Source organism: Arcobacter sp. LA11, assembly GCF_001895145.1.
Lineage (GTDB): Bacteria > Campylobacterota > Campylobacteria > Campylobacterales > Arcobacteraceae > Halarcobacter.
On record NZ_BDIR01000005.1, the window covers coordinates 369127 to 384364 of the forward strand.

The 15238-nt window shown below is 26.2% G+C and carries 12 protein-coding genes; all 12 read left to right on the forward strand.

Annotated features, from left to right (window positions below; genetic code table 11):
• Nucleotides 1–3: 3 nt before the first annotated feature.
• The 12 genes from BT997_RS07805 (at nucleotide 4) to BT997_RS07860 (ending at nucleotide 15237) form a co-directional block, all read left to right on the forward strand.
• Nucleotides 4–2352: an HD domain-containing phosphohydrolase gene (locus tag BT997_RS07805; RefSeq protein WP_072680876.1), complete on the forward strand. Its 2349-nt coding sequence runs from the start codon at nucleotides 4–6 to the stop codon at nucleotides 2350–2352.
• Nucleotides 2352–4529, forward strand: a complete 2178-nt coding sequence (locus tag BT997_RS07810) for a CHASE2 domain-containing protein (protein ID WP_072680878.1) — start codon at nucleotides 2352–2354, stop codon at nucleotides 4527–4529. The genes BT997_RS07805 and BT997_RS07810 overlap by 1 nt, the downstream gene beginning before the upstream one ends.
• 107 nt (nucleotides 4530–4636) lie before the next feature.
• Nucleotides 4637–6595 carry a ribosomal protection-like ABC-F family protein gene (gene abc-f / locus BT997_RS07815; RefSeq protein ID WP_072680880.1) on the forward strand — a complete coding sequence of 653 codons (1959 nt, stop codon included), beginning with the start codon at nucleotides 4637–4639 and terminating at the stop codon, nucleotides 6593–6595.
• 43 nt (nucleotides 6596–6638) lie between these two features.
• Nucleotides 6639–7082: a GatB/YqeY domain-containing protein gene (locus BT997_RS07820; protein ID WP_072680882.1), complete on the forward strand. Its 444-nt coding sequence runs from the start codon at nucleotides 6639–6641 to the stop codon at nucleotides 7080–7082.
• Nucleotides 7083–7101: 19 nt separating this feature from the next.
• Nucleotides 7102–8361 (forward strand): GGDEF domain-containing protein, encoded by a 1260-nt coding sequence (locus tag BT997_RS07825; protein WP_083568566.1) that lies wholly within the window; start codon nucleotides 7102–7104, stop codon nucleotides 8359–8361.
• 18 nt (nucleotides 8362–8379) lie between these two features.
• Nucleotides 8380–8808 (forward strand): FecR domain-containing protein, encoded by a 429-nt coding sequence (locus tag BT997_RS07830; protein ID WP_072680884.1) that lies wholly within the window; start codon nucleotides 8380–8382, stop codon nucleotides 8806–8808.
• A 12-nt stretch (nucleotides 8809–8820) separates the two neighbouring features.
• A complete protein-coding gene (locus BT997_RS07835; RefSeq protein ID WP_072680887.1) occupies nucleotides 8821–9396 on the forward strand; it encodes an OmpA family protein in 576 nt (191 codons plus the stop codon).
• A 3-nt stretch (nucleotides 9397–9399) separates the two neighbouring features.
• On the forward strand, nucleotides 9400–10479 hold the full coding sequence (locus tag BT997_RS07840; RefSeq protein ID WP_072680889.1) for a glycoside hydrolase family 3 N-terminal domain-containing protein: 1080 nt from the start codon (nucleotides 9400–9402) through the stop codon (nucleotides 10477–10479).
• A 77-nt stretch (nucleotides 10480–10556) separates the two neighbouring features.
• Nucleotides 10557–11510 carry a DUF523 and DUF1722 domain-containing protein gene (locus tag BT997_RS07845; protein ID WP_083568570.1) on the forward strand — a complete coding sequence of 318 codons (954 nt, stop codon included), beginning with the start codon at nucleotides 10557–10559 and terminating at the stop codon, nucleotides 11508–11510.
• Nucleotides 11507–12853: a deoxyribodipyrimidine photo-lyase gene (locus tag BT997_RS07850; protein ID WP_072680892.1), complete on the forward strand. Its 1347-nt coding sequence runs from the start codon at nucleotides 11507–11509 to the stop codon at nucleotides 12851–12853. The genes BT997_RS07845 and BT997_RS07850 overlap by 4 nt, the downstream gene beginning before the upstream one ends.
• Nucleotides 12840–14255, forward strand: coding sequence for an NAD(P)/FAD-dependent oxidoreductase (locus tag BT997_RS07855; protein ID WP_072680893.1), 1416 nt, complete (start codon nucleotides 12840–12842; stop codon nucleotides 14253–14255). Before BT997_RS07850 ends, BT997_RS07855 begins: the two co-directional genes overlap by 14 nt.
• The gene (locus BT997_RS07860; RefSeq protein WP_072680895.1) at nucleotides 14248–15237 is read left to right on the forward strand and encodes a sensor histidine kinase; all 990 of its coding nucleotides are present in this window, start codon (nucleotides 14248–14250) and stop codon (nucleotides 15235–15237) included. Before BT997_RS07855 ends, BT997_RS07860 begins: the two co-directional genes overlap by 8 nt.
• Nucleotide 15238: the final 1 nt, after the last annotated feature.

Here is a 15238-nt window from a genome sequence, read left to right on the forward strand (position 1 = left end):
TTAATGAATTACCTAAAGATATTAGGGGCAAGTGGAAGTAAAACCAAATTTACAGGAACAACCTCTTTTCAGATATTTAAAGATATTTTAATTGATGCTGGAAATATAATAAATACTTTAGGTGATGAAGCCTTATATATCAATCATATTTTTCTAACTCATTCCCATTCTGACCATATTATTGATTTACCATTTGTTGTTGAAGGTTTTTTTGAAAAGAGAACAGAACCTTTAACAATTTATGGCTCAAAAGAGACTATTGAATCCCTAAAAGATCATACTTTCAATAATAAAATATGGCCTGATTTTTCAAATATAAATCTTTTAAATTCAGATAAAAAAGCATTAGAATTTAAAATTATAGAACCTGATGAAACACTGCACATTGGATTTTATAGTATTACTCCTATAGTTGCAAACCATATTGAAGGCTCTTACGGGTTTATAATTATTAAAGATAATCTAAATGGATATCTTATAAGTGGAGACACTTATAAAAATGAAAACTTATGGAAAATCATTAACGAAAATAAAAAAATAAAATCTCTAATAATAGAGTGTTCTTTCCCTTCAAGGATGAAAAAACTTGCGCATGATAGTAAACATTTAACACCAGAAATATTACATGAAGAATTAAAAAATTTAAAAAGAGATGATGTACAAATATTTATTTATCATATAAAAGCACTATATCATAAACAGATGGTAGAAGAGATAGAAAAATATAAAATACTTTCAAATGGCGGTAAAATTTTAGAAGAAGGTGATGTTATTCATATTGATACTGGTGAAATTGAAATAGATATGATAAGTCATAATAGATTTCAAAGAATCATGGAAATAAATTTAGAACTTTCTTCACAACTTGAAAAAGATAAACTTTTTGAGATGATACTAACACTAACTAGAGAGCTTACTCACTCAGAAGCTGGTACTTTATATATCATGTCAAAAGACAAAAAAAGCCTAGAGTTTAAAGTTGTTCAAAATGACCCTATGAATATTCATATGGGAGGAACAAAAGAAAATTTAACATGGAAACCTCTTCCTTTATATTTAGAAAATGGTTATGAAAATGAAAACATGGTTGCAGTTGTTTCTGCACTAAAAAACAAAATCATTAATATCCCTGACGTATACAACAATAAAAGCTATGACTTTGAAGGGACAAAAAGGTTTGATAAAACAACTGGCTACAAATCAAAATCAATGTTAGTAATTCCTCTAATAAATCATGAGGGAGATGTAATAGGAGTATTACAACTTATAAATAAAACAAAAGTACTAAACGAAATTGTAGCTTTCAATGATTCAGATGAAACTATAACAAAAGCCTTAGCAGGACATATTGCTATGGCTTTAACAAACACACAATTAATAGAAAATTTAGAAATATTTTTAAATGCTTTAGTTAAAACAATTGGACATGCAATTGATACAAAATCTAAACATACAATGAATCACGTATCAAATGTAACTAAACTTGCAGTACTAATTGCAAAAGACATTGATAATGATAATACAATTTATAAAGATATAACATATTCAAAAGATATGTACAAGCAAATAGAACTAGCAGCAATGTTGCATGATGTAGGTAAAATATCTATGCCAGAATCAATTATAGATAAATCTACAAAACTTGAAACAATTTTTGATAGACTAGACCTAATAAAAGAACGATTTGAGATTATAAAAAGAGATTTAGAAATTTTGTTATTAAAAGAAAAAATTGATGAAAAATTTTATAATGAAGCTATAGAACAAATTAAAGATGACTTAGAATTTATAAAAGAGATAAATATAGGTAGTGAATTTTTAGATGAAGAAAAAATAAATAGAATCAAATTGATTTCTGAATATTCTTATATTTTAGATGGTAAAAAAGTCTCTTTACTTAATGAAGAAGAAGTTTATAACTTATCAGTAAAAAAAGGAACCTTAACAGAAGAAGAAAAAGATATTATGAACAGTCATGCAAAATTATCTTTAGATATGCTTTCTACTCTTCCTTTCCCTAAAAAATATGGGAAAATTCTTGACATCGCAGCAAATCATCATGAAAAACTAAATGGAAAAGGTTACCCAAGAGGATTAAATGAAAAAGATTTAACTTTAGAAGATAGAATCATGATTTTAGCAGATATTTTTGAAGCCTTAACTGCAAAAGATAGACCATATAAAGAAGGTAAAAAGTTATCAGAAGTATTTAATATTTTGTCTTCTATGGCTAAGAATAATGAAATTGACTCTAAATTATTAACATTTTTTCATAAAAGCAAAGCATTGCAAGATTATGCAAGAAAAGAATTAAATCCTATTCAAATAGATGAAAGTAGCGTAGATATATAATGAAAGATACTAAAGCTAAACAAAAATTCTTTATATATTTTATTTTAGCCTTAACTATTTCAACATTTCTATCATTTTTTTATATTTCTTTTCCAGGTATACCAAACTCATTTGATAACAAATTAAGAGACTACTTATTTCTAATAAGAGGTGAAATACCAACTACTGAAAATGTAATAATCGTTGATATAGATGAAGTATCTTTAAAAGAACTTGGACAATGGCCTTGGTCTAGAAATAAAATATCAAAAATAGTAAAAAATTTAACTGATTCAGGAGTGCTTCTTGTAGGCTTTGATATAGTTTTTCCAGAAGAAGATAGTAGTTCTCCTCATAGAGTATTTGATTATTATAATATCAAAAAAGAAAATATACCAAACTATGATTTAGAATTTGCACAAACAATAGCTAGTACCCCTACTATACTTGGATACCAATTTGAATTAGAAAAAGATTCAGAGTTTATTAATAAAACCTTTCCTGAAATTCCAGCAATTTTTATTGAAAAAGATAAAGAAGAAGATTCCCAATATTTATTGGAAGCTAAAGGAACTATTTTAAATCTTCCTTTACTACAAAAAAGCTCTTATTCAAGTGGTTTCTTTAACAATGTACCAGACGATTCAGGAGTTGTTAGAAGTGTACCTTTAATAATCTCCTACGATGATATTATTTACTCTTCTTTGTCATTAGAGATGTTGAGAGTTTTATCAAATACAAATCAGGTTTATATCCAATATAATAAATATGGTGTAGAAAAGATTGTTCTAAAAGATTTAGAAATACCAACAGATAGACATGGAAGAATATTAGTAAACTATAGGGGAAAAGAAAGAAGCTTCAAATACTATTCAGCTGTAGATATATACAAAAATAAAATAGATAAAAAAGAATTAGAAAATAAAATTGTACTTATAGGAACCTCTGCCGCAGGACTTTTAGATTTAAGGTCAACTCCTTTTGAATCTATTTACCCTGGAGTTGAAGTACATGCAAATGTTATAGACAATGTAATTAAAGGTGATTATATATATAAAACACCTCTAATTGAAGGTATAAATATAGTTATGATATTTGTATTAACAATTCTTGTTACTCTAATACTTACATATACTCCATTTTGGTTAAATCCATTTATAGTAATATTTTTCCTAACTGGAACGTCTTTTATTATTTATAAAATACTATTTACAGTGGGGATTGTTTTAAATATATTCTTCCCAATACTTGCTATTTTTGTAGCTTCTGTTTTAACAATCTTATTTGATTATTTTTATGAAATCAAGAAAAAAGAGGCTATAAAAGATAAGTTTGCATCCAAAGTTTCAAAAGAAGTTATGAATGACCTTCTTAAGGACTTAGATAATAGTAAATTTCAAGCTATTGAAAAAGAAGTAACAGTATTTTTTAGTGATATTAGAAATTTCACTAATATATCAGAGCAAATGGATAGTGCAAAAAATCTAATCACATATCTAAATCAATATATGGAACCTATGAGTAATATCATTATAAAATATGAAGGAACTATAGACAAGTATATTGGTGACTCTATTATGGCATATTGGAATGCTCCTGCAAATGTAGAAAATCATGCAGATAAAGCTCTAAATGCATCGATAAAACAAATTAATAAATTAAAAGGTTTAAATAAAAAACTAAAAAATGAAAACAAACCACTTATTGATATAGGAATTGGTTTAAATACAGGAACCGCAATTGTAGGAGAAATGGGAAGTATTGGAAGAAGTGATTATACAGTTATAGGAGACTCAATCAATCTTGGGGCAAGACTAGAATCATTATGTAAATATTATGACTCAAAAATTAATATCTCTAATTTTACAAAAGATGCTTTAAAAGATGAATATATTTTTAGATTTTTAGATCTTGTAAAAGTAAAAGGGAAAAGTGAGCCAGCTGAAATCTGGCAAGTTCATGGAAAAGGAAAAGCCCAAAAGAAATTAAAAGAAGAGTTAAGTAAATACCATCAAGCAATAGACTTATACAAAAACTCTAAATTTGAAGAAGCACTTAATATTTTTAAAGAACTTGAGGAATATAAAGAAAAAACAAATCAAAACATATATAAAATATACTGTGAACGATGTGAAGAGTTTATAAGTTCTCCACCCGAAAATTTCAATGGAATTTATGAACACCATACAAAAAACTAAAAGATATTAAATATAGTACAAGTACTATAAAAAACAAATCCTACATCTTAAGTCATAGTATGTTAGACTATCTAACTAATATACAATTATAGGACTTATAAGCACTCATGGCACTAATAGACTTACAAAACATTTCAAAACAATATGACACAAAAATTATTCTAAAAGAAGCAAATTTTACACTTTTACAGGGACAAAAAATTGCTGTTATTGGACAAAATGGACAGGGAAAATCTACTCTATTTAAAATAATTATGAAACAAATAGAACCAGATGCAGGTATATTATCAATTGACAAATCAATTAAAATTGAAATGCTAGACCAGCAACCAAAATTTTCATCAAATCTATCAGTTCGAGAAGCAATTGAAAATCAGCTAACAGAAATAAAAGAAGCTAAAAAAAGTTATGAAGAAATTACTTTAAAATTATCAACAGACTATGAAAATAATGAGTTAATAAAACAACAAAGTGAACTTGCAACATTTATCGACTTCCATGATGCTTGGGATTTGGATAACATGATTGAAAGAGTGTTAAAAGAGTTCAAACTAAAAGAGTATGAAAATAAAGATGTAAACCTTTTAAGTGGAGGAGAACAAAGAAGAGTTAGCCTTGCAGGATTACTTCTTAAAAAACCAGATATATTACTTTTAGATGAACCTACAAACCACCTTGATGTTTATATGGTTGAGTTTTTAGAAACATTATTAAAGAAAAACAACTTTACTCTTCTTTTTATATCTCATGATAGGTATTTTATCGATAATTTAGCAACTTCAGTAATAGAAGTAGAAGGTGGAAACTTACGTAAATTCAATGGTGGATATTCATCTTATTTAGAACAAAAACAACAAATTTTAGAAAATATGCAAAAAGACCATCACAACCTAATTAGACTTTTTAAAAGAGAAGCTCACTGGATGCAAAGAGGTGTTACAGCAAGAAGAAAAAGAAATGAAAGAAGAAAGTCAGAATATTTAGACTTAAAGAAAAAAGTAAAATCAAACCCTTCACAAATAAGAAAAATGTCTGTAGAACTACAAAGAGAACAAAAGTCTTTTAACAGTGAAGATAAAAAAATACAAAATAAGAAAAAAATGCTTTTTGAACTAGAAAAAATAACACTTAGTCTAGGAGATAAACTTCTTATCAAAGACTTTAGTGCAAGAATACTTCAAAAAGATACTATCGCCATAGTTGGTCCAAATGGAACAGGAAAATCAACTATGTTAAAAATCTTTATGGAAAAACTTAATATAGACTCAGGAAAATTTAAAAAAGGTGAATTTAAAGTTGGATATTTTGACCAACATAGAGAAATGTTAAGAGATGATGCAACTATCATGGATATTTTCTGTCCTTTAGGTGGAGATAGAGTTCAGTTAAATGATGGAAGAGATATGCATGTTTATGGGTATCTTAAAAACTTTTTATTTCCAAGAGAATATTTAGATAAAAAAATTGGAGTATTAAGTGGTGGAGAAAAAAACAGAGTTGCACTTGCTCTTTTATTTACCAAAGACATAGATTGTTTAGTACTTGATGAACCAACAAATGATTTAGATATCCCAACAATAAATATTTTAGAAGAGTATCTTCAACATTTTCAGGGTGCTTTGATTTTTGTATCACATGATAGATATTTTGTAGATAAAATTGCTAAAAAACTTTATGTTTTTAAAGGTTCAAATGGTGAAATAATTGAAAGCTATCAACCATATACAGAATATTTGGAAATTGATAAAGAATTAAGAGAATTAAATGAGCTTGAAAAAGAGATATCAAATGAAAATAATAATCAAATCAAACAAACTCAAGTAGTAAAAAAGCAAAATAAATTATCATACAAAGACCAAAGAGAATACGACAATTTACCAAAAGAGATAGAAGAACTTGAAATAAAAATTGAAGAAGTAAACAAGTGCCTATCAGACCCAGCATGTTATGAACAAAAAGGTATAGTTGCAGTATCTAAAGAGCTAGAAGAGTTTGAAAAAGAGTATGAACTTAAAGTTGATAGATTTTTAGAACTTGAAGAATTAATTGAAAGCTTTAACAGTTAATTTGATATAATCAAAATAATAATTTTTATAAGGACAATTTGAAATGAGTTTAAAACAACAATTAAAAGATGATTTAAAAACAGCTATGAGAGCAAAAGAAATTCTAAAAAGAGATTGTATCAGAGCTATTAATACTATGATTAAACAAATTGAAGTTGATGAGAGAAAAGAATTAACTGATGAAGATATTTTAAAACTTATTCAAAAAGGTATTAAACAAAGAGAAGAAGCAGTTGTGCAATATAAAGATGCTTCAAGAGATGATTTAGTACAAAAAGAGCAAGAACAAATTGATGTATTTAAAGAGTATTTACCACAACAAATTTCTGATGAAGATTTAGAATCTGGTATGAAAGAACTTATATCTGAAGTAGGAGCAACTTCAATGAAAGATATGGGTAAAGTTATGGGACAAGCAACAAAGAAGTTTGCTGGTGTAGCTGATGGAAAAAGAATAAACGAAATGACAAAAAAACTGTTAGGATAATTTTTAATTAGGATAAATTATGGAATCAAGACTGCATGATATCGTAAAGAATACGCTTATTAATTTAAAAGACAAGGGTTTGCCTGCAACTCCAAATGAATATCATAAAGAGTTTTGTAAAGTTTCAAAAACATATAACTTAACGGTTAAAGAGTGTGAGCAATTTAAAAGACTCGTTAGTAAATTAAGTAAAAATGAACAATTAGAAATAGAATCAAAAAATATTTCTACTATTGAAGAGATGATTCCTGTATTATTAAACAGAGTATCAAAAGATAATGTAAATACTTTAGCACAATTATTTAAAAAATCTATTACTCCTTCAATTAGTATAGATATAGATGAAGATTTACAAAAATTTTCAGTAAAAATTGGTAATTCTCCTGCTTTATTGTTTGAAGATGATATTCAAAAAGAGATGCAAAATTTTATTACAAAAAGATTTGAAGCTGACAAAAGTGTTGTTAAACAAAAGACTTCAGATATTGCAAAACTATTAACTCTTATGGGACAATACTTTAGTGATGCAATTCACAGTAGTGGAATGGGTTCACAAGAAGTTTCTAATATTAAATCACAAATCCAATCTATTAATATGGACGATACAGGGGTAAAAGACTTATCTGAACTTCAAAGTCAGTTAATTGATGCAGCCTTATCAATTGAAAATGAAATGTCTTCTGTAGGTGAAAAATTAACTAATGGAAGATCAGAAGTAGAATCATTAGAAGAAAAGATAAAAAAACTTGAAAAAGAATTAGATAAAACAAAAGAAGAGAGTTTAAAAGACCACTTAACTGGTCTTCTAACAAGAAGAGCTTATGATGAATCTGTTAAAGCTATTGAAAATCAATTTATAAGAAATAATACCCAGTATGCTGTAGTATTTTTTGATTTAGACCACTTCAAAAAAATCAATGATGATTATGGTCATCATGCAGGAGATATTATTCTTTCAACATTTGCAAAAGTTCTTGATAAAAATACAAGAGATTTAGATATTGTAGGAAGATATGGGGGAGAAGAGTTTGTTGCAATAATACACTTTAATCTAAAAAGAGAACTTCTTAAATATCTTAAAAGAATCAAATCAATTATAAATGAAAATGAATTTTTATATAAAAAACAAAAAATACGTGTCACTTTTTCAGCTGGAGTTGCAGTAAGAAATGACCACAATAGTTACGAAAGTACAATTCAAAAAGCAGATGTACTTTTATACGAAGCTAAAGAAGGTGGAAGAAACAAAATTGTAATGGAAGACGGAACAGTAATATAAAAATATAAAGGATTAAAAATGAAATTTTTAGCTATAAATATATTAATTGGATTTTTATCTCTTTTACTTGCTTCAGAGTCATCAGGTTTTATAAAAAAACTTAATGGTAAAGTATCAGTCTTACGAGACAGTAAAGTAATTGAACTAAAAATTGGTGACAAAGTCTTTGAAAAAGATATTGTAAAAACACAAAATAAAAGTTCTATAGGAATCATTTTTAATGATAACACACTTGTTTCTTTAGGACCAAATACTGATTTTATAATTGAAGAATACATATTTAAACCTGCTGAGAATAAACAATCTTTTATTTCAAGATTATCAAAAGGAACATTGACATGCCTTACAGGATTAATGTCTAAGTTAAACCCAGAAGCTATGAAAATCAAAGCAAAAACAGCTTCAATAGGTATTCGTGGTACTCATTTTGCTATAAGTGTAGATTAAAAAAGGATTCTAATGAAAAATATATTTGCAATAGCTATAATAGCTTTATTATTTAGTGCCTGTTCAAAAGTAAATGTTGTTTTATTACCAGAAGAAAATAATAAAACTGGAAAAATTGAAATAAAAAACAATAATAAAACAATAACTATGGATAAACCATATCAGCAAGTAGAAGCGATTGATGGTAAGTCTGATATTCTTACAAAAAAAGAAGTATATAGCAAGTTTGAAGAATCAATTGCTACCTTACCTAATAAACCGAAAAACTATTTACTATATTTTAAATGGGATTCACCAAAAGTTGTTTCAAAATCTTTAAAAACATTTAAAGAGATTATTAAAGAAGCAAAAAAAGAGAGTACCTTATATATTGATGTTATTGGATATACAGATAGAGCAGGAGAAGAAAAATACAATAAAAAACTTTCTTTAAGAAGAGCTAACTCTGTATCAAAAACTTTACAAAAAAATGGTATAAAAAAAGAAAAAATCAATATCCAATACTATGGAGAAGCTAACCCAATTGTAAAAACAAGAGATGGCGTAGCAAAAAAAGTTAATAGAAGAGTTGAAGTAACTATAAAATAATAGATGATAAAAATACTTTCTTTTTTATTTTTATGTACTTCTCTTTTTGCTAGTAATCATTTTACTCAATCCGAAATAAAAAAGATGATTGGTAAAATGGTTATCTTAGGATTTAATGGTCATACTTTTAATAAAAATGAAACACTAAAAAATGATATCAAAAAATATAATTTAGGCGGTATCATTCTCTTTGATAAATACTACAAAAGTAAAAAAAAGAAAAATATAAAAAACCCTAAACAATTAAAAGAACTCATCACAGATATACAAAACTTTTCTAAATACAAAATGCTTATATCAATTGACCAAGAAGGTGGTTGGGTAAGTAGATTAAATAAAAATAATGGTTTTATACAAACTCCAAAAGCATCATCAGTATCTAAAAAAAATCTAACTTTTGCAAAAAATACATATGAAAAACTTGCTTATGAATTATCAAGTTTAGGCATAAATCTAAATTTTGCTCCAGTTGTAGATTTAGCAATAAATAAAAAGAACAAAGTCATTGTTTACCAAGGTCGTTCTTTTTCAAAAGACCCAAATAAAGTAGTAAAATATTCAAAAGTTTTTATAGAAGAGATGAATAAAAAAAATGTCTCAAGTGTTATTAAACATTTTCCAGGACATGGTTCATCTTTAGGTGACTCCCATGAAGGTTTTGTTGATATAACTAATACTTGGAAAGAAAAAGAGTTAAAACCATATAAAGAGCTTATAAACAATAATTATGCAAACATAATTATGACTGCACATGTATATAATAAAAATCTTGATAAAAACTATCCTGCAACTCTTTCATATAATATAAATACCAAGTTACTTAGAAAGCAAATGAATTTTAAAGGGCTTGTAATAAGTGATGATTTACAAATGAATGCTATTAGTAAACATTATTCTTTAAAAGAGACATTAACCTTAGCAATTAACTCTGGAGTAAACATCTTACTTTTTGGTAACCATATCAACAATAAAAGTATAAAACTAAAAACAATTGTAGATACAATTTATGAGCAAATTTTAGAGGACAAAATCAAACTATCAAAAATTATAGATTCTAATAAACTCATTAAAGAAATTTTATAAAAATATAAACTAACATTAAACCTATACAAAAAGTATACAGTTCTATTATAATTTGATTAATAATCAAAGGATATATAATGAAAATAGGAATATCTTCTTGCCTTCTAGGTACTATGTGTAGATACGACGGTGGTCATTCAAGAGATAAGTTCATTTTAGAACAGCTTAGTACTTATTTTGACTTTATACCCTTTTGTCCAGAGAAAATGATTTTCACAACTCCTAGAGAAGCCATTAGGCTTACAAAAAAAGATGGTGAATTAAAAGTAAAAACATCTAGCACAAATGTTGATGTCACAAAAAAAGTAAGTGATATCTCGAAAGAGTTAGCAAACCAAATTCAAGAAGATGAATTATGTGGATTTATATTTAAATCAAAATCACCAACCTGTGGTATGGAAAGAGTAAAAATTTATCCTGAAAATAAAAGTGGACAAAGTGAAAATACAGGAGTAGGAATTTTTGCAAATGAAGTAAAACAAAAATATCCACTTTTACCCACTGAAGAAGAAGGAAGATTAGCCGATGCATGGCTTAGAGAAAATTTTCTTATGCAAATATTCTCATACAAACATATATTTGAGTTTTTAAAATCAAGTCCCTCTTTTAAAGATTTAGTTGAATTTCATACTACTTATAAATATCTTATATATGCTAAATCTCATAACTCATATAAATACCTTGGAAATATAGTTGCAAACCATGGTAAAAAACCTTTAAATATAGTTTTAGAAGAATACAAATATACCTTTTTAGAAACAATATCTCAAAAAGGAACAATTTCAAATACATACAATGTATTACTACACATCTTCGGCTATTTTAAAAAATTAATTACAAAAGAAGAAAAGGAAGAAATTTTAGAGTCAATTGATGATTTTAAAAATGAAATTATTCCATTAATTGCTGTTATAAAACTTTTAAATTTATATACAAGAAGATTTGATATAGAGTATTTAAAATCACAAAAGTTTTTAAATCCATATCCCAAGGAGTTGGCTCTTCGTTCAACTATAAAGGCATATAAATGAGTCAAATCCTTTGGTTTAGAAGAGATTTAAGAATCACTGATAATGCCATATTGTCAAATGCAAAAGACAAAGTGTTACCTATTTTTATATTTGATAAAAATATTTTAAATAAATTTCCTAAAGATGACAAAAGAGTTAGCTTTTTATATAAATCAGTTTTAAATTTAAAAAAAGAATTAAAAGCTATAAATTTAGATCTAGCAATCTTTTATGATAAACCAATAAATGTATTTAAAGCTCTTAAAAATTTTGGATTAAAAGAGATACTATGCTCTTGTGATTTTGATGATTATGCAAAACAAAGAGATAAAGAGATTGAAAAGGTATTGCCTATTAGTAGACTTTTAGACTCTTTTATTTTAAACCCAAATGAGCATCTAAAAGCTGATAAAACTCCATACAAAGTATTTACTCCTTTTTATAAATCTCTAAATATTATTACTCAAGCAAATAGTATTGAAAATTTTAAAAGAAATGAGAATTTAGAAAAAATCAAATTTGAATATAACTATATTCCAACACTAAAAGATATGAACTTTGAAGCACAAGAACTGCCATCTTTTTTAAATAAAAGTGCTTATGAACTATTAGAAGAGTTTAAAGAAAAAATAAAAGATTATAAATACGATAGAGACTTTTTTTATAAAGATGCCACATCAAAAATATCTATTCATCTAAGATTTGGATTGATATCACCAAAAGAAGTATTTAACTATTTTAAATCAATAGAAAATTTAGATAGCCAGTTTTTTATAAGAGAACTATTTTGGAGAGAGTTTTATAACTATATACTATTTCATTTTCCAGATTCTGAAAATGAAAACTTCAATAATCTAAAAATCAAATGGAATGAAGATGAAAAACTTTTTCAAAAATGGTGTGATGGTCAAACAGGAGTTCCTATAATAGATGCAGCAATGAGACATCTAAACAAAACTGGAATGATGCATAATAGACTTCGTATGATAGTTGCATCATTTTTAACAAAGAATCTATTTATAGATTGGAAAAAAGGAGAACAATATTTTGCACTAAAACTTCTAGATTATGAAGCTAGTTCAAATATAGGCTCTTGGCAGTGGAGCGCAAGTACAGGAGCTGATGCAAGTCCTTATTTTAGAGTTTTCAATCCATATATCCAATCAAAAAAATTTGATAAAGAAGGAATATTTATAAAAAGTATAATACCAGAATTGAAAAACTTAGACTCAAAACTTTTACATATAGAAAATGGTGCTTCATCAAATTTATTTATTAATTATCCTAAAAGTATTGTTGATATTTCATATTCTAGAAAACAAGCAATCGAAAAATTTAAAAGAGCTAAAAATGAAAACTTCTGATATAGCTGTAATTGGCTCAGGGATGGGAGGTTCATTAATCTCCGCTCTTAACAAAGATAAAAATTTAATTTTATTTGAGAGAGATAAAAATCTAGGTGGATGTGCAGGGACTTTTAAAAGATTTGGTAACCATTACAATATAGGCGCAACAACATTTGTAGGATATGAAGATAATCACCCAATCAAAAATATTTTTGATAAAGCAGGTTTTACACCAAATATTAAAAAAAGTGAAGTTGCCATAAGAACAATCCAAAATAAAAAAATAGTTGATAGAATAAAAGATTTTGATACTTTTTTAGAAAATCTAGAAGAAGTTTATCCACATAAAAATAATAGACTTTTTTGGCAAACTATAAAAGAAATCGATGAAAAGTTTTGGAACTTCAAAGATATTTACTTTGCTAGACATAATTTAAACTCATATCTTAAAACTATAAGCTCAAATTTTAGACTTCTAAGAGTATTTGGTTTCGATTTATTAAAAAATGCAGATGACTATATAAACCAAACTCTACCAAATATATCAAAAGAATACAAAGCTTTTATAGACTCACAACTATTAATTACATTACAAACTACATCAAAAGATATATCTTTAATTTCCCTTGCATTAGGTCTTTCATACCCTTTTCATGATGTTTTTTATGTAAATAATGGGATGGGAAGTTTATTTGATGGTTTGTTAAAAGATATTGATGTACATAACAAAGAAGAGATTTTAAAAATAAAAAAAGAAAAAAACTTTTACAGAATAATTTCAAATAAAGATGAATACCTAACAAAACAAGTTATTCTAAACAGTTCAATATATAATAGTGCATCACTTTTTGAAGATGAAAAAATAAAAAAGTATTATAATAACTTTTCATTTTCTGACCAAAGTGCCTTTGTAACATACTTAACTTTAGATACAAAAGAAGATTTTTTACATCATTATCAAATTATATTAAAGGATAAGATTCCAAACTCTATTTCAAATTCATTTTTTATCTCTTTTTCTTCAAAAGATGATGAAAAACTATCAAAAAATGGATATAGTTTAACAATATCAACTCATACAAAAGCCTCTTTTTGGAAAGATCTTTCAAAAGAAGAGTATGAAAAACAGAAAAAAATCACTGAAGATTTTATTATAAATCACTTTTTGGATAATTTTGAAACAATAACAAAAGAAGATATAATTAATAAATTTAGTGCAACTTCTAAAACCTTTAAAAGATATATAAATAGGTATAATTGTGGAGGTCGAGCAATAACACTTAAAAACATTCTTCAAACACCAAGTTGTAACACTCCTTTTAAAGGTTTGTACAATATAGGAGATACAGTTTTTGCAGGACAAGGTTGGCCTGGTATTGCAATAGGCGTACAAGTTTTAAATAAGGAATTAAATGACTAGCGTAAAGCTAAAAATATCACTAAAAGATTGGTTATATATCATTCTAATAGGAGCTTTGTTTGGCTTCTTTATTTCTCTATTTTTCTTTTTTATAAATGTAAATTTAAAAGAGTTTGAAACCATACTTTTTGGTGTTCTTAGTGCAGTTTCTATTTCACTTTGCTCCTTTTTATTAATTACACTTTCAAATGATTATATTCTGCCAAAAGTAGATGAAAAATTTTGGTATCTAATTAGCTTTGTATTCTCTTTTCTTTCTGGTTTTTTTGGCTTTTTAATAAGTTTTGCCCTATTCTCACTTGGAGATTTTGCAGTTATAGAATTTATATCTCCTTTTTGGTTTTATATTAGTACTATTATTGGATTTTTCACCTTTTTAATAGGTCTAATTTTACATCAATTTGTTTCAATGAAATATAAAAATGAATCAATAAAAAATGAAGTCTTAGAAGCAAAAATAAAAGCTTTAGAAAATGAATTAAACCCACATTTTTTGTTTAATGCTCTAAACTCTATCTCCGAACTTATTTATCAAGATCAAAAAAAAGCAGAAAAAGCCACGCTTGATTTATCAACCTTTTTAAGAAATGCAATTACTAAAGATACTTTGATTTCATTAGAAAGTGAAATTAAAATGGTACAAACGTATCTAACAATAGAAAATATTAGATTTGAAGATAATATAAAAGTAACAATAGATATAAATAATAATGACTATGAAGTTTTAGTTCCAAAATTTTCAATTCAATTACTTGTTGAAAATGCGATAAAACATGGATATACTCAAAAAGAATTAAATATAAATATAAAAGTTAAAGATAGTAATATAGAAGTCTCAAATGACGGTTTAGTAAGCAATAACATATCATTTGGAACAGGATTAAGTAACTTAAGCAATAGATTAAGACTATTAAATATAGGAAAATTAGATTATAAAATAGAAGATAATAAAATGGTCTTTATTATCAATTTAAAGGATTAAA